Here is a 24,540-nt window from a genome sequence, read left to right on the forward strand (position 1 = left end):
TCGTTCCGTTTACACGCAATTGTATCCCCCCCATTTATTGTTATTTATTCAGACGCGGTAAAGGAGGGGATGTTGCAGTCTCGCACAAACAGGACGAAGCAGAGGCTTTCCTGCTTCGTCCCGTTTGCGTTTTTTCCCATGAATCTTAAATCAGCGCGATCGCCAGCAGCGTAAACAGCGACAGCGCGACGATGCCGGCCCCCCAGCCGCCGTAGCCGCCATAGCCGACGCCCCATGCGGACAACGTCAATTCGCCCTTGGCAGGCCGCAGGTACAGATTATCCCAGTCCACGCCCACGATGGTTCCCTCAAAGGCCCCGTTATGCGTAGTCACGCGCACTCTGCGGTTTTGGTGTTTGACGCAGAATTCGTACATTCCCATTCGCTTCCAACCTCCCTATACGTATGCCGGCAAGGCTGATATCAACGTATGAGAGATGTACGCGCCTTGATTGGATTGATAGAGAAATGTGCGGTTGTCCACGCCGCGATTCGTTTATCGCAGCCGGTACTTCTCCCGCATCAAAACCGTTATTTCTCCCGAATCCACACCGTCATCTCGCCCGGCTGCCGATTGCCCCAGTAGGCGTAGGGCACCGCCGTGATGCGGACGCCGTTCTTTTGCCGGTTGACCGGCCTGTAGAGCTCGCCGCGCCAGGAGTGCTCCTCCGAACGCAGTCCTTCCCCGGTCAGGACGACGGTGCCGCCCAGCAGGTCTTCCCTATATTCCGCGACCAATTCAGCGTCCTCGGCCAGGCTAATATCCGTGAGGTCGGCGCCGTTGTCCGCTTCCTCCAGGCAATAGACGATCGGGCCGTACTGCAAAGCGACTTTACCGGCGTTCTCGTGCACCTTGGGGTTCGACTCGATCCGCTCGACGACCATCGGCAAGTGAAGCAGAATCTCATCGCCGTCTGTCCACGTTCTGCGAATACGCGCATAGCCGCGCGTGACGATCGCATCCAGCGCCACCGGCTCTCCGTTCACCTGAATGCTCGGCTGCCTGCACCAGGCTGGTATGCGAAAAGCAATGGCGCAATCGGTCGGCGCATCGACCTGTACGCGAACCTGGATCGTACCGTCCCATGGATAACGTGTGTCCGTCCGCAAGCTGATTTTTTGCCCCCGGACCTGGAAGCTGCTCTCGTTGGCACCGTATAGATGCATGGCGATCTCCGCTTCGTCTTGCGTAAAGAAATACGTATCCAGAGAGGCGAGCAGCCGCGCGATGTTGGGCGGGCAGCAAGCGCAGCCGAACCACGGCACGCGCTCGGTCTTCACATGCTGCATATCGTAACGATACTGCGCGACGGCCGGATGAACCTCCAGCGGGTTGACGTAGAAATAACGCGTCCCGTCCAGCGACATGCCGCTCAGAACTCCGTTGTACAGAACGCGCTCCATCACGTCCCCGAATCGGCTGTCCATTTCGAGCCGGAGCATTCGGGAGGCCAGCATGACCAGTCCGATGGACGCGCAAGTCTCGGTGTACGCGGTATCGTTGGGCAGATCGTAGTCGAGCGTGAACCGCTCGCCATGCTCCTGCGAGCCGAGTCCCCCGGTAATATACATTCGCTTGGACGTCACATGGTCCCATAGCTTGCGAAGCGCCGCGGTCAGCGTATCGTCGCCGTAAGCGATCGCCAGGTCCGCCATGGCCGCGTACAAATACATCGCCCGCACGGAATGGCCTTCCGCGGTCTCCTGCTCTCTCACCGGGGCGTGCGCCTGATGATAATCGAGCTCGAACCAACGGTCCTTGAATTGGAAGCCGAACCCCGGATCGTCCTTGAGAAAGCTCGGCTGCTTGCCCCGCTCCTCGATAAAATGGCGACACAGCTTCAAATACCGTTCCTCCTGCGTCGTCCGGTACAGCTTGGCTAACGCGAGCTCGATCTCTTCATGCCCGCAGTACAAGTGCGTCCGCTCCGACTCGGGCCCCATGATCCGGTCGATATAGTCCGCGTAGCGGCACATGATGTCCAGGAAAGTCCGCTTGCCCGTCGATTCGTAATAAGCGACCGCCGCTTCGATCAGGTGCCCCGCGCAATAGAGCTCATGACCGAATGCGAAGTCCGTCCACCGCTTGTCGGGCTCGGCGACCGAATAATAAGTATTTAAATAACCGTCAGGCTGCTGGGCCCTGCCCATCAAGTCGACGACCGCATCGATGACGCCTTCGAGCTGCGGGTTCCGATATTGGCGCAGGCTGTATGCGGCAGCCTCGATCCATTTGGCCACGTCGCTGTCCTGAAAAACCATTCCGTAAAATGTGCCTGTCTGCTCGCCGGCCGCAATTCGGAAGTTTTCCACGGCATGACTGGGCTCCGCGCCTTCAATCTCGTCGTTCAGCGCCTTCCACTGATAAGGAATCGTCGCGAGGGCCGTCTGCCGCACCTTGGGCTGCCAAAACTGATCACTAAGTCTAACCTGCATGTCAATCTCTCCTTCAATGGGACAACGATGGGACTGTGCGACAGGAGGCGCGAGCTCGGACTAGCTTTTCATGCCGGTCAGCGTGATGCCCTCTACGAAGTACTTTTGACCGATCACGTAGAAAAGGACGCCGGGGGCAAAGGACATACACGTGGCCGCCATCGTCAGCGACCAGTCCTGCTTCAATTGGCCTCTGAAATTGGTGAGCCCGAGCGCGATCGTATATTTGTCGCTACCGTTGATATAAATCATCTGCTGGAGCAGGTCGTTCCACAGCCCGATGAAGATGAACAAGGCAACGACAATCATGGCCGGCCGGATGGCGGGCATGATGATGCTGAACAAGATGCGGAAGTACCCGGCCCCGTCGATCGTCGCCGCCTGATCGAGCTCTCTTGGAATCGAGACGATAAACTGCCGGATCAAAAAAATATTAAAAGCGCCGCCGCCGCAAAAATACGGCAGAATCAAGGGCAGATAGCTGTCATGAAGCCCCAAGCCTCGCGTCCACCCGATATACAGCGGAATGAGCGTTACCATGGCAGGCAGCAGCATCGAACCGACGCATAGCGCCCAGATCAGCTTTTTCCCGCGAAACCTTAGTCTGGCGAAGGCATAGCCGCACAAGGTCGCCGTAAAGGTCCCTGCCAGACACGAAGGAACGATAATGATCATCGTGTTCCACAAGTACTTCCAGAACTTGAAAATCTCCAGCGTCTTCTCATAGTTGGAAAACAGCCAGTCGGCCGGGAGCAGCGAAGGCGGATATTTGTAGATCTCGGCGTTCGTCATGAGCGACGTCCGGAAGATCCACCAGATCGGGAACAGTACGAGTACGGCAAAAAACACGACGACGACCAACGTAATGAGGTTTGCCGTCCGCTCCTGGCGTTTCTTGCTCTTGAGTCTCCCGTATGCTACCTCGCTCATTTGTCGTCGTCGCCTCCTTCGTCGAAAATCCATCCTTTGGACGTTTTGAACAGTACGCCGGTGAAAGCCGCAAGAATCGCAAAAATGATAAAGGTCGTCGCGCAGGCGTAGCCCAGCTTGTAATTGACGAAAGCTTGATCGTACATCAGGTAAGTCATGAAACGCGAGGAATTGCCCGGTCCGCCGTTGGTCAAGGAAAGCGCGGGGGTAACGACCTGGAGATTGGCGATCAAGCTCATCAGCAGGTTGTAAAAGATGATCGGCGACATGCTCGGCAGCGTAATATGGCGGAAGCGTGCCCATCCGTTCGCGCCGTCGATCTGGGCAGCTTCATGGTAGACGCTAGGCACGTTCTGCAGCCCGGCCAGGAAAATGACGATCAGGTTCCCGGCCAACCAGACCGAGATTAAGGAAAGCGAAGGAACGACATGGCTGGAGTCCGCGATAAACAGCACCTTGTGCAGGCCGATCTCGGAGAGCAGGTAGTTGAAAAAACCGAAATTCGCCTCGTACAGCCAGGACCAGCCGACATAGATGGCGGCAGCCGGCAGCACGTAGGGCACATAAAATACGGCTCTGAAAAAGCCTCTCGCCGGAATCTTGCGATTGAGTAGCATCGCTATAAATAGGGAATAAATCATACTTCCGGCTACTGATAAGGCGGCAAAGTAGATCGTCGCGATAATGGAATCCTTGATGTAGGGGTCCGAGGTAAACAGCTTGCTATAATTGTCGAATCCGATAAACTTGGGCGCAGACAGTCCTGTCCAATTCGTCAGGCTGATGCCGAGCACGCTGAGCAGCGGCACGTAGGTAAGAAAGATCAGGCCGATAAAGGCGGGGATCAGGCAAATATATGCGACGCGCGCCTCGGCTGAATAGATTCGGGAACGTCGTTTGACCGATTTGTTGATGGTGTCCATAGCTCGCTCCCCACCTCATGTTTAAAGGATGACCGCCGCTTGCGCGAACCCGGCGGTCATCCTGTTTATCTATTATTTGCTGCCGGCATGCGCGGCCTTGAGCGCGTCGAGATTTTTGGCAATCGCGTCTTTGGCGGTCGTCTTGCCGGTCCATACGTCTCCCAGAATCGAGCCGAGCAAGGTGTTGAAGTCCGTGGTGTGATTCGTGTAGAACCAGGAGGCCGGTCTCGCTGCGGACGATTGCGCGTAATCGACGACTGCGGACTTGTATTCTTCATATGGAGGGAAGTTCGGATTGTCGACCCATTTGTGGGTAAGAGTCTCGTCCTTATACCACTTCTCGAGCGTCGGCATCCAGATGCCCGAGCTGATCAGTCCCCAGTTGTTTTCCTCGGAGTTGTACCATTTGAGCCATTCCATCGCTTCTGCCGGGTGCTTGGTCTGGGAGAATACGACGTTGGCGCCGCCCGTGTTGAGCGTCACTTTTTCCTTCATGTAAGGCAGCACGGCCACGCCGTATTTGAGGCCGCCTTCCTTGGCCGTGTTGAGGCTGGTGCCGACGTTCCAGGCGCCGTTCGTCGCCATGGCGACCGTGCCTGCGATAATGGTGCGCTGAATGCCGTCATCGGTCTGGCCGACGGACAGCGGCGCGACATGATCCTTGAGGTACAGATCCGCGACGCGCTGAATCGCTTCGGCGCTGGCGTCCTCTCCGATTTTCACCTCGGTGCCGTCCGCGGAATAGAAGCCGCCGCCATTGCTGAGCGTCCACGTTTCGAGCTGCCAAGGGAGGTTTTCGACGGATGCGCCATACTGCATGATGCCGTCCTTATCGAAGCCTTCTTCGCCGGGATGCTTGCCCTTCTTGTCGTTCGTCAGCTTCTTGGCCGTCGCTACGAATTCGTCCCACGTCCATGCCTTATCGAGCGCGGACGGCGGATAGGCCACGCCGGCTTTGTCGAACATGTCTTTGTTGTAATAGAGGAGGAGCACTTCGTTGGCTGCCGCGTAGGCGACTGTCTTGCCTTGATATTTGTAAGCCAGGCTGTCCAGCGGTTTGCTGTCGCTGCCTTCGTACATGGAGCTGACGTCGTTCAGCATGCCGTCGGAGGACCACTGGATGACGCCGTCTTCCTTGAGCATCCCCGTGTCCGGCAGCTGATTGCCCGTTGCCTGCGTATTGAGCTTCGTCATGTAGTTTTCCCAAGGAATCGCGACCACTTCGACCTCGATCCTGTCCTGGGAGGCGTTGAATTTGTCCGCGATCTTCTGCGTGACGCTGCCTTCTTCGGCGCTGCCCCACATCGAATACGTAATCTTGACCTTTTTCGTCTTGGCGGGCGCCGTTTCGGCTGCCTTCGTACTGGCGGCTCCCGTCGCTGCCGGCGATGATGCGTCTGTCTTGTTGTTGTCATTGCCCCCGCAGCCTACGGCACTCATTGCCATTGCTGCCAGGAGAACGCCTGCCCCAAGCTTCTTTCCTGTGTTCATTGCCCCACTCTCCCTTTAATATTCGCATCATGACTGCCTAACCGTTCGATCCATCGGCCCGGAAGACCCAAGCGAATGCGTCAAACGTCGAGCGCCCGCCTGCTCCAAGCCCGCAAGCTTTGTTCGCCTTCTTGCAAGAAGAATTTGGTAAGCGCTTTAATCGTATTGTGCCATGAGTGAATGTCAAAATAAACAAATGAATCCAACCTAAATTTTAATAATTTCAACCTTTTATCTTTTTCTAACGAGCATGTTCAAGTATCATAAAAATTGAAACGTCTTCCAGTTCAAAGCGATCGATAAGAGGTTTGGGAGGAACGCGCGTGGACACGGCGATCTTGCACTTCATCTCTCCGCCTATTCCTTATTTCGTAGACTTCGGTTATGCGCATTATGGCGTCGGGGATTCCCATATCGAACGGAACGAGATCCGCGTGTTCGATCTGATCGTCGTCCGTAAAGGTGTGCTCCCCATCGGCGAGAATGGACAAGACCGGGAGATCCATGAAGGAGAAGCGTTTATTTTATTGCCGAATGGCCATCATTACGGCAGCGCGCCCTGCAAGACGGATACGGAGATCGTCTGGATCCACTTCCAGACGTTCGGCAGCTGGCAGGTGTGCCTGGACATGGACGAGTGCATGGGCAACCAGATGGCTTTGATCGAGGAGCACAAAAAGCTGGCTTATCTGAACCATGCTGACGTCAGCTCTATATTCATTCCGAAACATATGAAACTATCGGCGAAAGCGATCGAGGTGCTCGAGACCTTCTTCCAGCAGGCGCACGAGCCGCAATCGCTCCGGAACTGGAAGCGGCAGGCGACCTTCCAATCGTTCCTGCAGCATCTTAATCGCGAATCGTCCTCGTCCGCCAACAACACCGCGATCGAGCTCGCCGACCGGATCGAGCTGTTCATTAGACAAAATTATGCAAGCGATATCACGAATTCCGTGCTGCAGCAGAAGATGAACTATCACCCCAACTACCTGGCCAAAATGATGCTTAAAGTGTACGGCATGACGCCCATGAACTATCTCCAATACTACCGGCTCGAACAGTCCAAGCGGCTGCTGCTCCAGACGCCCTGGCCGATTGCTCGGATTGCGGAAGAGGTAGGGTTCCATCACGTGTCGCACTACTCGACGTTTTTTTCGAAAAAAGAGGGGCTGTCGCCGTCGGGGTTTCGGAGCAAGTTTGCGAAGAAGCATTAGGGGGACGGCGGGCGGTGGCACTCGATTGCCCGCGCGGGGCGGCCATGTAACGCTGTACAGCGTCTCTTTGCCTCGAATCCCCGCGCGGGGCGGCCATGTAACGCTGTACAGCGTCTCTTTGCCTCGGTTGGCTAGTTCATCGGGCCATGTAACGCTGTACAGCGCCTCTTCTCATCGATTGGTTAGTTGGTTCGGCCATGTGACGCTATACAGCGTCTCTTTGCCTTGGTACGTCGGGTGGTCGAGCTATGTAACGTTGTGCGGCGTCTCTTTGCCTCGAATGCCCGCGCTGTCTGGCTATGTGGCTCTGCGCATAAAAAATCGCCGCCCGCTTCCATCGGAAGAGAGCGGCGACGCTTTACTTTCTAACTTGGGACAATCTCTGGTTGAACTTGTCGATTCGCCCGCCCGTCTCGGCCAGCTTCTGCTTGCCGGTGTAGAACGGATGGGACGCGGAGCTGGTGTCGACCCGGATGACCGGGTATGTTTCCCCGTCTTCCCATACCATTGTTTCATTCGAGCTTCTCGTGGAGCCGCTCAGAAATTTGTAACCCGCGCCGGCGTCGTAGAAGATAACCTGCTGAAACTTGGGGTGTATGCCCTTCTTCAAAGTAATTTCCTCCTTCATCCGGGTTTCGGCCTCTTGGGCAACTCACCACATAAGGTGCAAAGGTGCGTGCCGGCTGCCATCCTCATTTTGTTCGCTAGCATCAAGCTGTCCAAAATATACCCTGGGGGTCCGCTTCAACCTGTTCAAGCTGGGACTCAAAATCGAAATGCGGCTCGATTTCCTCGACGGTCTCCCATTCGCCCGTGCTGCTTTTCGCGCATACCTGCCACAACGACCGCTGCCGGCGAAATTGAACGATCGGCACGCTCTGCCATCCTGCCTCATCCGGACGCTCCTCCGTCAAGGTCACGCCATCCTCGTCCCACCTATAGGACAAGCGTACCGAGGCACGCATATTACGGGGCACTTTGAGCGCGATGTAGCCCTCCAATATTTTCTCGATCCTGCGGACTGTAAAGGTGTCCATCCGTTAATCCTCCGCCTAGAGCGCCAACGCGCAAACCCCTTACCAGCTTGCTTTTTTGACGCCTGGGATTTGACCTTTGTAGGCCAGCTCGCGAAACGCGATCCGCGACACCTTAAACTTCCGAAGGTACCCGTGCGGCCTGCCCGTCAGCTCGCAGCGGCTGTGCAATCTCGTTGGCGACGCGTCTCTCGGCAGCTTTTTCAGCCCTTCGTAATCCTTGTTTTCCTTCAGCTGCCTCCGGATTTCCGCATAACGCGCCACGGTCGCTTGCCGCTTGCGCTCTTTGACGACCTTCGATTTTTTAGCGATGACGAACACCCTTTCATCCTTATTCATGCGAATAGCGTCGTTCAAAATCGTAATTATTACGATAAGTTGACGCGCCTTATTCCATTCTTCATTCGGCCGCCTACCTTACCGCAAGCTGCGCTGGCTTCTTCCCTTGTCGCAACTTCATCGCGATCCGGTTTGTACTCGGCATACGAATCCTTCACATGGCTATCGTGCAACAGACGGTCCTCGATGATCGCCTTGCGCTTGGCCTTCAACAGAATCTGCTCCATGTCGGCATAGCTGCAGCCGCTAAGCAGCTCACTCGCGTTCTGACCGACGCCGTCCTCCTGCGCAAACCCGCCGAGCAGCTGGCCGATATACTCGGCGCGCGTCCGCTCGTCCGGCATCCGATACGACATCTTCGTATCGAACCGCCGCCAGACGGCCTGATCTAGCTCCGTCTCCAGGTTCGTAGCCGCCATCAGCACGCTGTCCCCGTCGAAGGCATCCAGGCATTGCAGCAGCGTATTGACGACTCTCGCCATCTCCTTGACCTCGTCGTTGTTGTCGCGCGTACGGGCGAGCGCGTCGAATTCATCCAGGAACAGTACGCAGGGAGATGCGTGAGCATGCTCGAAAATTTTGCGCACATTGCTCCCCGTCTCGCCCAGATGACTGTGGATGATCGCATCCAAGCGCACGACGATCAAGGGAAGCGCAAGGCGCTCGGCGATGTGATAGGCGGTCAGCGTTTTCCCCGTGCCGGGCGGGCCGTACATCATAATCTTGTTGGGCACCGGCACCTCGAAACGCGCAAACTTCTCCTTCATCCCCAAAATGGCGATGAACTCCTCCACGATCTTCCGGTTGTGCGTCGGTAATACGATATGCTTTGCTTTTCTGGCGCATTCCTTGGGCGTGTAATAGGTCGCCATGTCGATTCCCTTTGCCCGGGGAAGACGGACGGCTGCGTTGCTTTTGCTCATTTGCAGGCTGCTCCCCGGACTTAACGCGTCTCGCGGTGAAGCGTATGCCGCTTAAGCCTCGGGCAATACTTCATCAGCTCGATGCGGCCCGCGTGCGACCGTTTATTTTTAGTGGTCGTGTAGTTCCGGTCCCCGGTCTCCGTACAAGCAAGCGTGACAATAACGCGCATGGGGCATTCTCCTTTAATCGTAATATTTACATATTAGAAAGATACCTTTTCCCCTTGCCTATGTCAAGGGGAGAAGATTGAAGACATTCATGCGTCCGCTTCGACTGCCTTGCTTACCGTTGGTCTCCCGTCGCTGCCGTCTCTTTCCTACTCTTGAGAGACACCGCAAAGCATATCAGCAGCACCACGGCCGCGAGCGCATACGGCGCATTGATCTCGATGTCGAACAGCACGCCGGCGATGACTGGACCAACGATGTTGCCGAGGCTCGTGAAGGCCGAATTCAATCCCGCTACATAACCCTGCTGGTCTTTGGCCAGCTTGGACATCTGGGTGCTGACGGTGGGGCGCAGAATATCGGTGGCGAGGAACACGACAAAGGTGACCGTGAAAATCAGCCAGAATTTGTGCACGAACAGCATCAGAAGAACGAAGATACCTGCAACGAGCAAGCAAGCCGTAATGATGCGTTTTTCCCCGAAGCGGTTCAGCAGCCAGCTGAAGATCGTGAGCTGCACGACCGCGCCGGCGATCGAGCCGAACGTGATGACGAAGGCGATGTCCTTCGGATCGAAGCCGAACTTGTGATCCACGAACAGCGAGTATATCGTCTCGAAGTTGGCGAGGCCAAACGACATGACGAAGACGATGATCAGGCTGAGAAAATAAGGCTCGCGATACGAAAACCGCAGTTGGGTAAGCAGATTGCTGCGTTTCTCCGCTGCCTTTACTGGAACCTCGTTTCCCTTTCCTTTTGCCGGAAGAGATTCCTTGAGGAAAAATAACGTCACGAAGGCTGCGATAACGCCGCCTACCCCGGCTGCATAAAATGGCGCGCGAATGCCGAACTCGGCGATATAGCCGCCAAGGCCCGGACCGATGATAAACCCGGTCGTGATCGACGCGTTCACGTAACCCATTCCGGCTGCCCGTTCCTCGTCCGTCGTAATATCCGCCGCATACGCCATGACGGCCGGCATGATCATCGCCGCGCTGAGACCGCCGAGCGCACGCGATACGAACATGAGCAACGGCGATTGCGCGATGCCGAATAATCCTTCGGATGCGGCGAACACGAACATGCCGATAACGATCATGCGTTTTCGTCCCACCGTATCGGCCATGCGTCCGGCCAGCGGGGAAAACAGGAACTGCGCAAGCGAGAAAACCGCGATCATCAGCCCCATGAGGCTGCCGCTCACGCCCAGTTCATTCATAAAGCTCGGCATGATTGGAATAATAAGACCGATGCCGGTGAACACCAGAAACAAGTTGAGCATCAAGATGAGCAGCGCGCCCTGTTGTTTAAGCAAGATAGCCATTTCTGAAGTCCTCCAAGTTCGATCGACGAATACTGAATATTCATTCTAGATGTGGGCAAAAAAAAGGAAAAGCGGCGTTTATGCGATTCCGTGCAGGAACACGTCCACCGCCAGGCGATAGGTAGTGAGGGCCGTTTCTCGGTCCATGCGCCGGGTATGCTGGCTGAGCCCGAACATCAGGCTGTCCAGAATGATGGCAAGTCCGGTTACGTCCGCTGCCTTGAATTCCCCGGCGTCGATGCCTCGCTGCAGCAGCTGCTTGTTGAAATTAACATACCCTTTCACCATCTGCTGGATCCGTTCCTCAACCTCCGAGCCCTTCTCGGCGTTGTTGAAGAACTCATCGATCGCCTTGGTCAGCGGATGATTGATCTGATCGAGCGCCAGATGCTCGGCCACGCCGTACAGCTTGTCGGCCGTCGTCGCGTAAAGCGCCTCCTTCGCGAGCCATGTCTCCTCCCACTCCCGGTCCCATTCCTCGATCAGATACAGGAACAGCCCTTCCTTGCTCTTGAAGTGGTAATAAATATTGCCCGCACTGCACCCGGTCGCCTTCACGATCTCCTCGATCGCGGTCGCTTTATAGCCTTTTTTGATAAAAAGCGCCTTGGACGCCTCTGCGATTTTCTTTTTGGTTTGCTCGGTTTGGAGTTGTTTTTTGTTGATGGGGGATCACCTCGAATGCGATGTGGGGCTGGGATGTTGAAATACTGAATGATTATTCAGTATTATAGCGTTCTAAAAGTATTTTAGCAATCACTGTTGTTGTGGGCGAGAAATAACTTCCAATTTCAACCTTAAACATGTTTTTCATGCTTCACTTTAGTCTTTATTGTCCTTGCATTCTTTTAAAGTTTTTATTGTTTTAATGTGTAAATTATCTGATGTTATACTATGAGTAATATTGCAATCATCTCTAATAATAATCTGATGTTCTTTCTCAAATATTCTAATGCCCTCAATGTGATTTATACCTTCTAGTTCGTAATCGACCGCTACATAATCCATATCGAAGTTTGATATAGACTTGCCTAGATACCCCGGAATATATAATACATGACTAATTAAAACAATAATGATTGCTATCATCATTATCCGTGAAAGAAAAGTATATACAAATTTTGACCACTGCTTCCTACTCTTTTTAGAGAGTGCGTTTATTAACCACACAAAAAAAATTAGTACTGAGAATATCCATAGTTCAAAATTCAATGAATATTTAATTCGAGAATTAAGATATTCAGGGTCGAGTAACGTTATATTTTGAATAGAAACTTGTTCTCCTGCAATCTTTCTAATAGCAAACTCCAAAATGCTATCATATCTTGATTTAAACAACATTACGTACACAATAAAGGGGACTATATTTAAAACTACATATAAGGAAGCAGAGAAGGATAACAAATAAATTATTGCTAAAAGAAGGCTTCTTAAGCATTTCTTCAGTATGCTTATGTCACTTGTTGTTTTGACTTTTTTAATAAACAAATAATGCAAAATAATAGGAGTAAGCAGTGGAACCATTGAACTTATCACCAGAAAACAAAATATAAAGGCATATTTAAAAACTAAATCATCTTCAAATGGTATAGGATTTTGAAATGCAGACACTATCGATAAGGCTTCGTTTCTTGCCTTGCTTTGTAGAACAATAAACCCCAGCATATAATATAATTTTATTGATAAAATACTAAATATAAATCCAATCACCAGTTTTAATGCTAATGGAGTCTTCAAGTACAAGAGTATTACAGAACAAAAAGGTAGTTTTTCTTTATAGTTCTCAACTTTTTGAATTAATTTAAGATTTATGTCCTGATACCATTTAAAAATGTTCATAAAAGAATACACGCAAGAACATCCCCATCTATTAATAAATAAGTAAAATATCGACTTCTTATTATAGCAAATCCCCTTCAATAATCGACAATTTTATACAATCCAGTAAAAATGCTTATACAATGGCACTTCATTAAAACAAACGTACACTGAGTAGTCTAATCATTATCTTCTGAGCTCGATACGCAATCACACAAGATTGAAAGTGTTATATATCTATTGAGCCAACCATTCTCTACAGATATCGCGAACAGTTCGACGATTATCAACAATATCCGTAACATAAATGCGCCTGATCACATCATTACACATCCCCTACTCGTCGTACCTCCCCAAAATCCCCCGCAAATACGCCCGAAACGCAGCCCGCACTTCCGGCGGCTCCAGCACTTCGCACTTATCCCCGAACGCGAGCAGCTTGTCGTAACCGAACGTATTGTTAACGATGGGATACGTAGCGAGGCAGGTGTCTTTCCCCATCTCCAGGACATGCGCTTCTCCGAAGCGTTCGATCACTTGATCGACGACGGAGCGATGGATGCGAATCTTGACGTCGACACGATCCTGATTCATCCAAGAGCCTCCGTCCATCGGCAGCGGCTTGAATTCTCTCGGTGAAAAATGGTCCTGCAATACTTGCAGCCCTCGCATCCGCGCCAGCTTGAAGATGCGGTAATCCGCACGTTCGACGCAGAAGGCCTGCAAGTACCAGCTGCTTTCTTTGAAAACAACCTGGTACGGCTCGACCTGCCGGCCGCTGAGACGCCCGTCCCGATCCGCATAATCAAAAGCCAGATAACGCGAGTCGTTCATCGCCGTCTCAACAAGGCTCAACAAGCTGCGCAGCGACTCGTTTCCTTGATTGAGCGACAGATCGACTGCGAATTTCCCGCCCGCCGCCAGGTCGCTGCCGCCCTCGCGATGGATGGCATTCAGCTTCTCGAGGACGTAAGCCAGCTCTTTATGGCCGAACAACTGCCGGTAGCTTTTTAAACCGGCCGCCAACGTCTGTACGTCGCGCTGCGTGAAGAACGACTTGTCCACCTTATAAGCCTTCATCAGCCCGACGCCGCCCGTCGCGCCTTCGTGCGTATAGATCGGCAGTCCGGCGACGGTTAACGTATCGATATCGCGATAAATCGTTCTGCGGCTCACTTCCAGGCGCTCGGCCAATTCCCGGGCACTGATCCGGTCGCGCTCAAGCAAGATCAGGATCAACGCGATCAGGCGATCGATTTTCACCATGCCACCCCCGACTCAAGTATGCCATACAGGTGTCATAGTTGACAGCTTATGCTGAAGAGGTCATTCACACTCACCGATCAGGAGGCATCACCAATGAACAAGGTTAAAATCGAGAAAAAGCCCGCTTTTCGTCTCATCGGATTTAGAACGGTGCTCCAAGGCGGGACAAGCATCCACGCGCCGCAGTATTCGAACCAGAAGACGACTTTTTTCAAAAGCCAGATCGAAAACGGGCGGCTCGCCGGCATTCGCCCCCTTGCTGAAGGCCCCTATGGCTATGCCGCGGTCGCGTTGGAAGATGGCAGCGTCCGCTATTATGCGGGCGTTTCCTCCACTAAACCGTTGCCAGCAGGTGCAGATGAGCTACATTTCCCGGAAGGCGAGTATGTCGTGCTGTCGGGCCAAGGCGGATTGTCGCGCCTCGCCTTCGATCGGCTGGAGGATCAGGCCTTGGGCTCGCTCTTTACGGATGCATTCGAATACGAATATAACGGCGGGCCGATCGCGGAAGTGCTGCTGAACGGGAATCCGATGGACGCGGAAGTCGAGGTATGGGTGCCGGTGCGGAAAAAGTAAAAAGAAAAACCACATGGAGCCGATGCGCTCGCATGTGGTAAAGGTCATTCGCATTCATTCAAAAGTCACTTTTCAGAAGAAACTGCAACCGCTTGGGGTTCAACAGCAACAGCCTTGGCCACCGGTTTGGCAGCTTGAGCAGCAGCTGGCGCTGCAGTCGCTTGCGGAACGGCATGTACTTCGTCAGCCGGAGCCGTCTGGGGCACGGGTTTGGCAGCTTGGGCAACCGTCGGCGCTGCCGTCGCCTGCGGAACGGCATGTACTTCGTCAGATGGCGCCTCCGATGCTTGCGTAACGGCCGTCGGCGCAGCGGCCGGCGCGGCTGTTGCATGCGGCTCGCTTGCGGGACTCGCTGTCTCTTCGCCTTCGGCCGCAGCTGTCGGAACCGGTCCCGGCACTGTCGCCCCGGACGCAGCTGCGGTTGCAGTCAGCGCTTCTGCGGGTGCCGCTTCTTGTTGCGCGACTACGGTCGGCGTATTGTCCGAGGCCCAGACGGCCGCGGTCGTGCTGACCGCTGCAATCAAGAACACTGCGGACACGGTCAGAACCATCGTTTTCTTTTTCAATTTTTTCACGTTCAACATGAGCGTTAGTCTCCTTTTGAGTTGTTTACCGTCCCCCGATAAGGAGGCGCAGAACCGCGTCGGTAAATTCCCCGAGCCTGCCACGACGTTAAGCAGCGTGCTGCCATACCTTTTCCGCTCGGCATGGGACATGCCGACGACGACTTCCTCGTCGCAGGACAACTCGCTCCAGAGCTGAATCTCCTTGCGGAGCAGATGCGCCAGCGGGTTATACCAATGCAAGGCGCCGACGACCAGCGCGAGCGCCTTGACCCACAGGTCCTTCCGTTTCAGATGCATCAATTCGTGTCGGAGCACCATGTCCATGTCCAAATCCACGCCCGAGGCAAGCGCTTGAGGAAAATAGATCGTCGGCTGCCGCAAACCCGCCAGAACGGGACTTCGAACGATGGAGCTGCCGGCGAGCGCGACTTTGCTTTTTAAGCCGAGCTCTTCCTTGAGAAAAGATAGCCGTACGGCGGCCTCGCCGCGCTCCGGCAGATCGGTGCGCGAACGGGACAGCGCGACGGTGAACCTGCGATAATCGTACAGCTGCCGCGCCGCAAATCCGATCGCTCCGATCGCCCATATACTCAGGAAAATAAGGGCTGCACTGGCTGGAATGGTTCGCAAGGACATGAACGACTCCGGAATGAAGCCTGCTTGGGTGATGGACGTCGAATTCTGCACGGTGGTCGTGGTCGTATGAGCGTCGATCAGCGGAAAAATCCATGAAATGCCGGCCGCGACGGGCAGCAGGTATAACAAGATCGCGATTTTTTGAAGCCGATAACGCCACTTGGCAGGGAATATGTGGACAGGTACTTTTCGCAAAAACAATATGCAGGCGGTGACGACACTACCGGCTACGGCCAGCGTAAACAGCAATTCAAGCATCGTGTTCATCGGCAGCACCTACTTTTCTGAAAACCATTTTTTCAGATCGGCGATGTCTTGATCCGACAGCTTGTCACCGTCGTACATGGCCGCAATCAAGTTCTTCACGGAGCCTTGATACAACCCGTCCAGGACGTGCTGCGTCTCCAGCAGCTTGTAATCCTCGGGCGTAATACGCGGCATGTACTTGTTGGTCCTTCCATCCCTCGTCGCCTCAAGCGCGCCTTTTTCCACCAACCGCGATAAAAAAGTGGAGATGGTCTGCGCCTTCCACGCTCTTCCCTTTTGCGCAAACAGATGCAGTAGTTCCGTGGATGTGACCGGAGGCGTGCACGCCCAGATCGCTTCCATGAGCTCCATTTCCGTATCCGACAGCTTCTGAACCAGGGCCACTGGCAACACCTCATTCATCCATCATGCGTCCATGACGGCATCTATTACTACACTACGTAGTAATAATAAACTACTACATCGCGTAGTAGGTAGTCAAGTAAGGCGGCGATAACGTAAAAATCCCTTCCGCACGGAACGTGTCCGACTGGAGGGGATGAAGTGACAGGATTATTTAGTTACGTAAGATTACCTACGGGCTTGTACCTCCGCAAATTCGCGCGCGCACTTCTCCATCAGCATGCAGAACGAACGGTTGTGGCCGATCAGAAACGAGGAACAATCGTACCGGCCGCGCGCAGGCTCAAAGGTGACCAGCAAGCGCCGTGGCATATAAGTCATCGCCGCCTGCACGAACCGGTCCGCCAGCGGAGAAGCGATAAAGGTAATGTAGGCGTACATGGAGTGATCCTCGGGCTCGTCCAGCACGCTGACGCCCGCACACGAATATTCGGTCGCGATCCCGATTCTCTTAAACTGCACCAACGCGCCGAGCAGCTCTGCGTCGATCTCGACGGGTCCGAGCCAGGCCGTCTGCTTGGCCTTCCGCCGAACCTTCGGCCGCTCCGTCCACTCGGCCAGCTCCAGCCGCCGCTTCCTCCACATCACATCGTCATGCTTGCTGACGATCGTCTCGCCATCTTCCGTTTGGACTGCATCATACATGTTCGACACCTCCGGCTGCATCTAAGGGAACGGGAACCGGCCTATATCCGACGCACGCAGCCTTCACGTACCTCGTCATTATTTTCGCGCGTGCGGGCGGGCACGTCAAATTTAGCGGCCGTCATTGGTTTATTAGTAATAATTACACTTAGGAAAGAGTACTCTTTTTCTGCTGCCTCTGTCAAGAAAACAGGGTTCGACCAGGAAACTTTTGTAACTTTAGCTGCTTGAATTCGTCTTATTTTAACAGTAAATTCGTGGAGGGATTGGATGAAAGGCCTAAAATTTAGCGGCGGTCTACTCATTTTTGTAATTGGATTATATGTTGCCTCGCAAGGATATTCGACATACACGTTTAGTGCACGGAGCAGTGACGGCAGTATGGGAATAAATAAGTTAGGTTTCTTTATCCCCGCAACCGACTCCCACCTGCACACAACTGGAACTATATTCGTTTGTATTGGTCTCGCGTTAATGATTGCAGCTTCTTGCATGATGTATTTAATTCTGAAGAAGAAAAGAAAACAGAGATAACCTAGGAGGAACGGCTATGGACAAAAATGCTGCACATAGAACAAACATGATAGGCGGAGACGAGGTTGATGCCATATCGGTCGAATGGGATAAGCGTGTTGTTCACGAGACCAATAGCTTATTTTGGGATACGACAGGAAACGATATTTTGGGAGCAATCGCGCTTCCATTTTACGGAGCATTTGTTTCAGAAGAAAGGCGCCGGCTATTTGGAGATGTCTCGGGAAAAAAAGTGCTGGAAATAGGCTGTGGCAGCGGCCAATCCTTGCAATACCTGGGGGAACGCCAAGCCTCTGAATTGTGGGGGATCGATCTCTCGGAAAATCAAATCGAAAAGACAAGGCAACAATTGACGGAACACGGTCTCTCAGCGACATTAATCTGTTCCCCCATGGAAGAAGAATGCGGCTTGCCAGAGAATTACTTTGACTTTGTCTATTCGATTTATGCCCTTGGTTGGACAACTGACCTTGAGGGCACATTTCGTAGGATCGCATCTTATCTAAAAAAAGACGGCGTATTTATTTTCAGCTGGTCTCACCCGATACACAAATGCGTTGCTGCAGAAAACGATAAGCTTGTTTTTAAAAAATGTTATTTCGATGAATCCTGGTATTCGGTCTCTCTCGGCGAAAATACGCTTGCATTATCGGATCGTACACTATCCACCTATGTGAATGCTTTAGCAAAAGCCGGCTTCGTCATAGAACAAATGATTGAGGAATCTGATGATGAACTGGTGCAGGCAAACGGCAGCGATTTTGCAAAAAAGGCAAAAATGCTCCCAGTGACTTTTGTAGTTAAGGCGCGCAAACCATAGGCAATATAGACGAACATTATGATTCGAAATTCGTTAACCAAGGGTGTGAAGGAAATGGCTAAAAAAGGCTGGATCATCTCAGTTTCGCTTGCCGCGGCGGTCATTTTCATATTCCTGGCACAGAACAAAAAAATCGAGTCTCTGCGATTGCAATTAGACGAAACGAAGCAGGAACTAAAACAGAAAACAGAAGAAATCAGCACAACCCGGAACGAGACGGATGCTCAGAAGAAAAAGCTTGTGAACGTAACATACAGCTTAGAAGCGGAAAGAAAGACGTATGAAGAACAAAACAAGGTATTAAACGAGGAATTGCAACGAGCGAATGCTATGGTGATTACGAATGTATCGCTGTTGTTCGGAGATCGAGCACCTGTGGTGGATAGTTCTATCCCATCCCATATTTCATCGACAATTATCGAGCTGTATGAGGCTATGCAAAAAAACGATGCGGCAAAATTTTCTGAACTCGATAAGAAGGGCGTTCTCACCTCTTTTTACGAGCAGCGAGATAAGGTTGAAAAATTATTATGGTTACAAAACGACCCCGATCATAGAGCCGAAGCCGTCAAAGAGTGGTTAGAAGTCAACAACGCTGAAGTGCGGTTGATCAAAGTAATTTACTTGATGAGGGACGGCTCCATGATCGACCCGAACTATGCCATGGTACGGGAGAACGGTAAATGGGTGCTCTTTAGAGCAGATTGACCCAGATTAAACGCCAGTAAGCCCCCGCCTGCTGGCGAGGGCCGAAGTCATAAACCGGCGCGTCATGCGCCGCCGCTAAGCAGCTTCCGCAGACGCTCGTCCCGCAGCCAGAGCGCGCCCCAGACGAGGACGGCTACATAGACGGGAAACAGCGTGTTCGAGAAAAGCGGTGCGTCGATCCTTACTTGCGCGGCTACTGCGCCGCCCAGGTACGCCGTCAACAGCAGCGCACCAAGGAAGGCAGTGCGCGGCACGATGTACAGCAGCGTCGCCAGCAAGCTGAGGATGCCCATGATCGCCAGGTGGCTCTCGGCGAATCCGAGCTCACGCGTAGCCTCGACGACCGGCACCGGTCCGACGAGCTTGCCGATCCCGTCAAATAACATGAACAAAATCGCGATACCGCCCAGCGCCCTCGACGTCCAGCGGTGCGCGCCCGATCGGTCCGCCGTCCGCGTGCTTTTCTGCATGTTCAATTCCCGTTCGATTATCATATAGATTCATCCTCTCAATTTGAATAGGTATGCGCAGCGTGGAACGAGCCGTTTACTGCTTCACGATCTGCCAATGAATGCCGTACTTGTCTTCGACCTCGCCGTGATAGGCGCCCCAAGGCTGCAGTGCAAACGGGAACTTGACCGTTCCGCCGCCGGCCAGGTTTTCGAATGCTTCGCGCGCCTCCTCTTCATCCGCGAAGTTAAGCGCCAGGGAGACGGCACGCCCGCCGCTGGCCGACGCGAAGGTATCGGACAGGAATAGCACGTTACCGCCCGCCACCTCGAGTACGAGATGCATCACCTTGTTTTGCATGTCGGCCGGCGCGTCCGGCAGCTGCCCGTGCGTCATGACGGACACAATTTGCCCGCCGAACGCCTTCGCATAGAACCCCGCCTGTTCCCTTGCATCCTCCGATTGAATATAAGCATTCAGTTGTGCCTTCATGTTTAACATCCTTTCTAATTTGTTTATTTGGCTGCTTCTAATTAGACAACGAACGGCAGACGACGAAATCGACATACCGGCAAAAACTTTTTTGAGAAAAAAAATCCGCCCGAAAATTCGGACGGATCGCAGGTTAAACGGAAGCAAGACGAGACTGCAGGTTTACTGGAAAAAATCCGTTAATACGGGCGCCAGCGCGGCGGGTTTGACGATATGCGTCTGGCCGGGGAGCGTCCGATGCTGCGCATTCGGGAGCGCCTGCGCGAGCGAATCCATGCCATGGCGCATCCAGGCGGGACTCTTGCCGCCGACCGCGACCAACGTAGGCGTCCGGACGGCAGACCATCGGCCGAGCGGCTCCTTGCGGCCCTGCTGCTGGTCGATTGTCAGCCGCGTATCGTACGGAAGCGTGTGCGCCACGGCCTTGAGCTTGGACCAGGCCGGCATCAGCGGCATGATCGCCACGATCGGCGCGGGCAAACCCACGCCTTTTCGCATGAACAGCTTGATCGCGTCGCCCCGCCGCCCATCCCGGATCAGCGTCTCCATCCGCCGCTCATAATCGTCCGGCACGGGCTCGCGGCTGCCGTCCGTCACGAATGGCGCCTCGTACAGCGCCAGCTTCCGGATCGACGGCAGACGCAGCGCCGCATCAAGTGCCAGAGCCGCGCCCGAAGAGATGCCGTATACGAACGCGGATCCGCCTGCTTCCTCGATCAACGCTTCAATGTCCTCCACCTCGCGTTCCACCGCATAAGGCGCCTTGTTCCCGCTCTCGCCGCGCCCTCTGCGGTCATACGTATACACCGTATAATGCCGCTTGAGCAGCGCCGCCAACGCGCCGTTCGGACCGTTCGTCCGGCTGCACAGCGCTCCATCGACTAATACCAGCGGCTCTCCTTCGCCGACCCGATCGTACGCGATGCTGGTGCCGTCCTTCGAAGTGACTGTTTTCATAGCGACCTCCCGATTGATATTGACCTCTATGAAGACGACGAACGGACGAGGCTGCAATCGACATGTTGTTCATATTTTTTTCGACAGTCGCTGGAAAGAACCCTGCTGGCTAGCAAGCCGCGCGCCAACTATTGATCTACGTGCATCCTTCAGCCGCCCAGCCCCCGCAGATCCGCCAACTATTGATCTATGTGCATTCTTCAGCCGTCCAGCCCTCGCAGACCGCCAACTATCGATCTACGTGCATACTTTAGCCGCTCAGTCCCCGCAGACCGCCAACTATCGATCTATGTGCATTCTTCAGCCGCCCAGCCCCCGCAGACCCGTCAACTATCGATCTATGTGCATCCTTCAGCCGCCCAGCCCCCGCAGACCCGCCAACTATCGATTTACGTGCATACTTCAGCCGCTCAGTCCCCGCAAACCGCCAACTATCAATCTAAAAAAGCGTCATGGGAATTACCTGCAATAGAAGACGGCAACGCCTCCGGAGCTGATGTGTGAACTGTGGCGGGACGACGTATCCGTGTGCGCAATCCTAACTGTGGCGGGACGATACCTCAATTGTGCGTAAGACCGATGCGTGACCGGGCGACGTTTCCGTGTACGCGATCCGAACTGTGACGAGACGAAGTTTCCCATGTACGCGATCCGCCTACTCGAGCGCTACAGACGAATGCCTGCAAATATACATCTTTTTCGTGCATGACAGCGCTGTAGCGAGAAAGGTTGCAAATCTGCAGGCTTTTCCCTCTTTTCCTTCGATATCTCGGACTTCGTAGCTAAAAGGATGCTGATTTGCAGGAATTTCCGCTTTAGCTCACAGAATCGGCTAAAAAGCCTGCACGGATGCAGGCTTTTATTTGTCGTCCCGTCTTTTTTGGTCTTCCTCCCGCAGCTCCCCGCGCAGATGCGGCGGTGCGTGTCGGCTGTCAACCTCAGCCGCTTTTACATCGCCTTTTTCGCCGCTTGATCCGACACCTTTACGCGACCAGGCTGATCAGATTGCCGTCGGGGTCCTGCACGATCGCATACCGCTCGCCCCACGGCGTATCCCTCGGCTCGAGAACTCCGCGATGTCCGAGCGCCGTCAACTGGCGGTACACGCCATCCAGCGCTTCGCGGCCCTCCAGTTCGAAGGCGAGCTCCGCCCGATAGCCGACCGGCGCTTCCCAGCCTTCAATGATGCTTTTCACCGATTCCACCTTGTCAAAAGCGAAAACAAATCCATCTTGCTCCACATCGACGTGATGCGCCTCGTCGGCTCCCTCGGGGATAACGAGCCCAAGCGTTCGGTAGAAATCCAGCGCCCTCTTCATCTCTTCAACGTAAATCGAGACTCGTTTCATCTTAACTGTCATGGCTCCCAGCTCCTATCCGCTTTGTTTTCACCCCCATTGTAATCACTGGCCCAGTTCTGAGAATAGTAAAAAACGGCCCTGTTCAACCGCTTTGCGTCAACTGTTTGAGGGGCAGCCCATAATAGCGCGCGAACGTATGGCCGAAGTGTGATTGATCGTAGTACCCGTATTGAAGCGCCAAGTCCGCCAAGCTGGGATAATCCCTTCTGCTCAACGCCTCCAGCACGCTTTGAAAACGGACGATACCCATCATCTCCTTCGGGCTAAGGCCAAGCTCCCGTTCGAAGGCCCGCCGCAAATGCCTCTCGCTGAAGCTCACTTTATTCGCCAAATCCGACACGGAGAGATTACCCTTGCAATCGTAGATATACTGCATGCTTTGGTGCATCAAGGGTGTGGCGGGCGCTGACGCGACGGTCAACATGCGCTCCAGCTGCCGCTCCGCAATCTCGATCCTGTCCGCAACCGACGCGGCGGCAATCATCCTATCGCTCCATTCCAATGCCTCGGGTCCCCAGACTTCCTCTATAAAAACGTGATTGGCCGCAAATTCCGACAGGGGCGTACGCAGAAGGGTACGGGCAGATTCCGCGTACAGTCGAATGCCGAATACGGAGCGCGCCTCGGCAAACCGCATCACTTCCGCATGCGTCTTCAGCCCCACGACATAGGCGGCCCGACGGCTTGAAGCAGCGCGAAGATCCAATATAATATCGACACAGCCGTCCGGAATGGCGCGATGACCGTGATTGCCCGGCACCGGCTGGAAATCGACCGCCCAATAGGCGGCGACATGCGACGCCAAGCGGTCGCTTGGCGCATACTCCGCGACACTGTGCGAGTGACGATGCCATTGCGGCTGCAATTGTGGCGCATGCAGCGGGCGATAAGGGTGCGTCATATATGGATGCGTCATCTGGGTCTCTTCTTTCTTTTTGATTTGGAGCTTGAGATTTGTCCATGAAGCGATTTGCGGGAATGGTTCTCCCTGCACAATAATAGAGACAAAACCATTTGTAAAGGATGAGGAAGCTATGGACTTCACGCCGCTGTCCCGGTTCATCGATCGCATCGTCGCGTGGCGCATTCCGTGGGCGGAGGTGCTGGTTATGCACCGCAACGAGACGGTTTTCCGCTATCGCGCCGGCTACGAGGATCTGGAAGCCAAGACCCCGATTGGGGAGGATCGGATGATTTATTTGTATTCGCTGACGAAAATACTGACGTGCGCGGCCGCGCTTCAATTGGTTGAAAAAGGGGCGATTCTGCTCGGCGATGCGCTCTCCGACTACTTGCCGGAATACGCTGAGATGAAGGTGCGCCAACAGCAGCCGGACGGAAGTGATTCGGTGGAACCGGCAGAGCGGCCGATCACGGTTCGCGATTTGTTCACGATGACGGCCGGCTTCTCCTACGACCTGACGGCGCCTGCTCTTGCGGAGGCAGCGAAGCGCACGAACGGCAGGCTGCCGACGCGGGAATTTGCGGCGGCGCTCGCCAAGGAACCGCTGCTGTTCGAGCCGGGAACCCGCTGGAATTACAGCCTGTGCCATGACGTGCTCGCGGCGCTCGTGGAGGTCGTCGACGCCAGGCGGTTCGGCACTTACGTGCGCGAGGAAATTACCGGTCCGCTCGGCATGCGCGACACCGGCTTCTTCCTGTCCGAAACGCAGCGCAGCCGGCTCGTGCCGCAGTACCAGTACGACGATGAGTCGTGCAAAGCCGTGCGTATGGACGGAGACTGGCACCTTGTCGGAACGGAGTTCGAGAGCGGCGGGGCCGGACTGTTGTCGACCGTGAGCGATTATGCGCTGTTCCTGAACGCGCTGACCAATCGGGGCACAAGCCCCGACGGCGTGCGCATCTTGTCTGCCGCCGGCGTCGATCTGATGCGGGCGGACCAGTTGAGCGAGCATACGCGTGGCGATTACAACTGGTCGCAGCTCGCCGGTTACGGCTACGGACTCGGCGTGCGGACCCATATCTCCAAGGCTGGCAGCGGCTCCTTGTCTCCGCTCGGCGAATTCGGATGGAGCGGCGCGGCCGGCGCCCTCGCGATTATTGATCCCGAGTCGCAGCTGACCGTCATGTACGCGCAGCATATGGTGAACAATCCCGAGCCGTATGTGCATCCGAGGTTAAAAAATGTAGTGTATGGTTGCTTGTAAGACCGGAGGTGGGGTGTGGCGGAGTTGCGCAGTTTTCCGTGAGTAAACAAAGGGTACAGCCCCCTCAAAATAACGAGGATGCTGTACCCTTT

The 24,540-nt window shown here is 54.2% G+C and carries 27 protein-coding genes; 5 read left to right on the plus strand and 22 right to left on the minus strand.

Features of this window, described 5'->3' with window-relative positions; all coding sequences use genetic code 11:
- Positions 1–145: 145 nt before the first annotated feature.
- From KB449_RS23480 to KB449_RS23500, 5 genes are all read right to left on the minus strand, one after another.
- Positions 146–382 carry a hypothetical protein gene (locus KB449_RS23480; protein ID WP_282910674.1) on the minus strand — a complete coding sequence of 79 codons (237 nt, stop codon included), beginning with the start codon at positions 380–382 and terminating at the stop codon, positions 146–148.
- A 149-nt stretch (positions 383–531) separates the two neighbouring features.
- Positions 532–2,436: a glycoside hydrolase family 127 protein gene (locus KB449_RS23485; RefSeq protein ID WP_282910675.1), complete on the minus strand. Its 1,905-nt coding sequence runs from the start codon at positions 2,434–2,436 to the stop codon at positions 532–534.
- Between the two features lie 60 nt (positions 2,437–2,496).
- Positions 2,497–3,366: a carbohydrate ABC transporter permease gene (locus KB449_RS23490; protein WP_282910676.1), complete on the minus strand. Its 870-nt coding sequence runs from the start codon at positions 3,364–3,366 to the stop codon at positions 2,497–2,499.
- Positions 3,363–4,289 (minus strand): carbohydrate ABC transporter permease, encoded by a 927-nt coding sequence (locus KB449_RS23495; RefSeq protein ID WP_282910677.1) that lies wholly within the window; start codon positions 4,287–4,289, stop codon positions 3,363–3,365. Before KB449_RS23495 ends, KB449_RS23490 begins: the two co-directional genes overlap by 4 nt.
- 72 nt (positions 4,290–4,361) lie before the next feature.
- Entirely contained in the window at positions 4,362–5,780 is a 1,419-nt protein-coding gene (locus KB449_RS23500; RefSeq protein WP_282910678.1) for an ABC transporter substrate-binding protein, read from the minus strand.
- 323 nt (positions 5,781–6,103) lie between these two features.
- On the opposite strand from KB449_RS23500, the gene KB449_RS23505 reads away from it, so the two are divergent.
- Positions 6,104–6,994 (plus strand): AraC family transcriptional regulator, encoded by an 891-nt coding sequence (locus KB449_RS23505; RefSeq protein ID WP_282910679.1) that lies wholly within the window; start codon positions 6,104–6,106, stop codon positions 6,992–6,994.
- Positions 6,995–7,352: 358 nt separating this feature from the next.
- Here the strand turns inward: KB449_RS23505 and KB449_RS23510 are convergent, their stop codons facing one another.
- From KB449_RS23510 to KB449_RS23550, 9 genes are all read right to left on the minus strand, one after another.
- On the minus strand, positions 7,353–7,604 hold the full coding sequence (locus tag KB449_RS23510; protein WP_282910680.1) for a type B 50S ribosomal protein L31: 252 nt from the start codon (positions 7,602–7,604) through the stop codon (positions 7,353–7,355).
- 100 nt (positions 7,605–7,704) lie between these two features.
- Positions 7,705–8,031 (minus strand): DUF3024 domain-containing protein, encoded by a 327-nt coding sequence (locus KB449_RS23515; RefSeq protein WP_282910681.1) that lies wholly within the window; start codon positions 8,029–8,031, stop codon positions 7,705–7,707.
- Positions 8,032–8,070: 39 nt separating this feature from the next.
- Complete coding sequence (gene rpsN, locus KB449_RS23520) at positions 8,071–8,340, minus strand: 30S ribosomal protein S14 (protein WP_282912893.1); 270 nt, start codon at positions 8,338–8,340, stop codon at positions 8,071–8,073.
- A gap of 56 nt (positions 8,341–8,396) precedes the next feature.
- Positions 8,397–9,290: an AAA family ATPase gene (locus KB449_RS23525; protein WP_282910682.1), complete on the minus strand. Its 894-nt coding sequence runs from the start codon at positions 9,288–9,290 to the stop codon at positions 8,397–8,399.
- Between the two features lie 20 nt (positions 9,291–9,310).
- On the minus strand, positions 9,311–9,460 hold the full coding sequence (rpmG, locus tag KB449_RS23530; protein WP_282910683.1) for a 50S ribosomal protein L33: 150 nt from the start codon (positions 9,458–9,460) through the stop codon (positions 9,311–9,313).
- A 113-nt stretch (positions 9,461–9,573) separates the two neighbouring features.
- Positions 9,574–10,782: an MFS transporter gene (locus tag KB449_RS23535; protein ID WP_282910684.1), complete on the minus strand. Its 1,209-nt coding sequence runs from the start codon at positions 10,780–10,782 to the stop codon at positions 9,574–9,576.
- Positions 10,783–10,860: 78 nt separating this feature from the next.
- Positions 10,861–11,448 carry a TetR/AcrR family transcriptional regulator gene (locus KB449_RS23540; protein WP_282912894.1) on the minus strand — a complete coding sequence of 196 codons (588 nt, stop codon included), beginning with the start codon at positions 11,446–11,448 and terminating at the stop codon, positions 10,861–10,863.
- A gap of 156 nt (positions 11,449–11,604) precedes the next feature.
- A complete protein-coding gene (locus tag KB449_RS23545) occupies positions 11,605–12,633 on the minus strand; it encodes a hypothetical protein (RefSeq protein ID WP_282910685.1) in 1,029 nt (342 codons plus the stop codon).
- A gap of 303 nt (positions 12,634–12,936) precedes the next feature.
- Positions 12,937–13,863 (minus strand): helix-turn-helix transcriptional regulator, encoded by a 927-nt coding sequence (locus KB449_RS23550; RefSeq protein WP_282910686.1) that lies wholly within the window; start codon positions 13,861–13,863, stop codon positions 12,937–12,939.
- Between the two features lie 96 nt (positions 13,864–13,959).
- On the opposite strand from KB449_RS23550, the gene KB449_RS23555 reads away from it, so the two are divergent.
- Entirely contained in the window at positions 13,960–14,442 is a 483-nt protein-coding gene (locus KB449_RS23555; RefSeq protein ID WP_282910687.1) for an effector binding domain-containing protein, read from the plus strand.
- A gap of 65 nt (positions 14,443–14,507) precedes the next feature.
- Here KB449_RS23555 and KB449_RS23560 read toward each other — a convergent pair whose 3' ends face one another.
- From KB449_RS23560 to KB449_RS23570, 3 genes are all read right to left on the minus strand, one after another.
- Positions 14,508–15,911 (minus strand): M56 family metallopeptidase, encoded by a 1,404-nt coding sequence (locus KB449_RS23560; RefSeq protein WP_282910688.1) that lies wholly within the window; start codon positions 15,909–15,911, stop codon positions 14,508–14,510.
- Between the two features lie 9 nt (positions 15,912–15,920).
- The gene (locus tag KB449_RS23565) at positions 15,921–16,295 is read right to left on the minus strand and encodes a BlaI/MecI/CopY family transcriptional regulator (protein ID WP_282910689.1); all 375 of its coding nucleotides are present in this window, start codon (positions 16,293–16,295) and stop codon (positions 15,921–15,923) included.
- A 186-nt stretch (positions 16,296–16,481) separates the two neighbouring features.
- The gene (locus KB449_RS23570) at positions 16,482–16,958 is read right to left on the minus strand and encodes a hypothetical protein (protein WP_282910690.1); all 477 of its coding nucleotides are present in this window, start codon (positions 16,956–16,958) and stop codon (positions 16,482–16,484) included.
- A 550-nt stretch (positions 16,959–17,508) separates the two neighbouring features.
- On the opposite strand from KB449_RS23570, the gene KB449_RS23575 reads away from it, so the two are divergent.
- Entirely contained in the window at positions 17,509–18,312 is an 804-nt protein-coding gene (locus KB449_RS23575; RefSeq protein ID WP_282910691.1) for a class I SAM-dependent methyltransferase, read from the plus strand.
- 54 nt (positions 18,313–18,366) lie between these two features.
- Positions 18,367–19,020, plus strand: a complete 654-nt coding sequence (locus KB449_RS23580) for a hypothetical protein (protein ID WP_282910692.1) — start codon at positions 18,367–18,369, stop codon at positions 19,018–19,020.
- Between the two features lie 62 nt (positions 19,021–19,082).
- Here the strand turns inward: KB449_RS23580 and KB449_RS23585 are convergent, their stop codons facing one another.
- The 5 genes from KB449_RS23585 to KB449_RS23605 all read right to left on the minus strand — a co-directional run bounded on the left by KB449_RS23585 (position 19,083) and on the right by KB449_RS23605 (position 23,196).
- Positions 19,083–19,514, minus strand: a complete 432-nt coding sequence (locus KB449_RS23585) for a DoxX family protein (RefSeq protein WP_282910693.1) — start codon at positions 19,512–19,514, stop codon at positions 19,083–19,085.
- A 52-nt stretch (positions 19,515–19,566) separates the two neighbouring features.
- Positions 19,567–19,962 carry a VOC family protein gene (locus tag KB449_RS23590; protein ID WP_282910694.1) on the minus strand — a complete coding sequence of 132 codons (396 nt, stop codon included), beginning with the start codon at positions 19,960–19,962 and terminating at the stop codon, positions 19,567–19,569.
- Between the two features lie 162 nt (positions 19,963–20,124).
- On the minus strand, positions 20,125–20,919 hold the full coding sequence (locus tag KB449_RS23595; protein WP_282910695.1) for an alpha/beta fold hydrolase: 795 nt from the start codon (positions 20,917–20,919) through the stop codon (positions 20,125–20,127).
- Positions 20,920–21,902: 983 nt separating this feature from the next.
- On the minus strand, positions 21,903–22,280 hold the full coding sequence (locus tag KB449_RS23600) for a VOC family protein (RefSeq protein ID WP_282910696.1): 378 nt from the start codon (positions 22,278–22,280) through the stop codon (positions 21,903–21,905).
- Positions 22,281–22,362: 82 nt separating this feature from the next.
- Positions 22,363–23,196 carry a helix-turn-helix transcriptional regulator gene (locus KB449_RS23605; protein WP_282910697.1) on the minus strand — a complete coding sequence of 278 codons (834 nt, stop codon included), beginning with the start codon at positions 23,194–23,196 and terminating at the stop codon, positions 22,363–22,365.
- A gap of 118 nt (positions 23,197–23,314) precedes the next feature.
- Here KB449_RS23605 and KB449_RS23610 point away from each other — a divergent pair, with 118 nt between their 5' ends.
- Complete coding sequence (locus tag KB449_RS23610) at positions 23,315–24,448, plus strand: serine hydrolase domain-containing protein (RefSeq protein WP_282910698.1); 1,134 nt, start codon at positions 23,315–23,317, stop codon at positions 24,446–24,448.
- Positions 24,449–24,540: the final 92 nt, after the last annotated feature.

Source organism: Cohnella hashimotonis (assembly GCF_030014955.1).
GTDB classification, from domain to species: Bacteria; Bacillota; Bacilli; order Paenibacillales; family Paenibacillaceae; genus Cohnella; species Cohnella hashimotonis.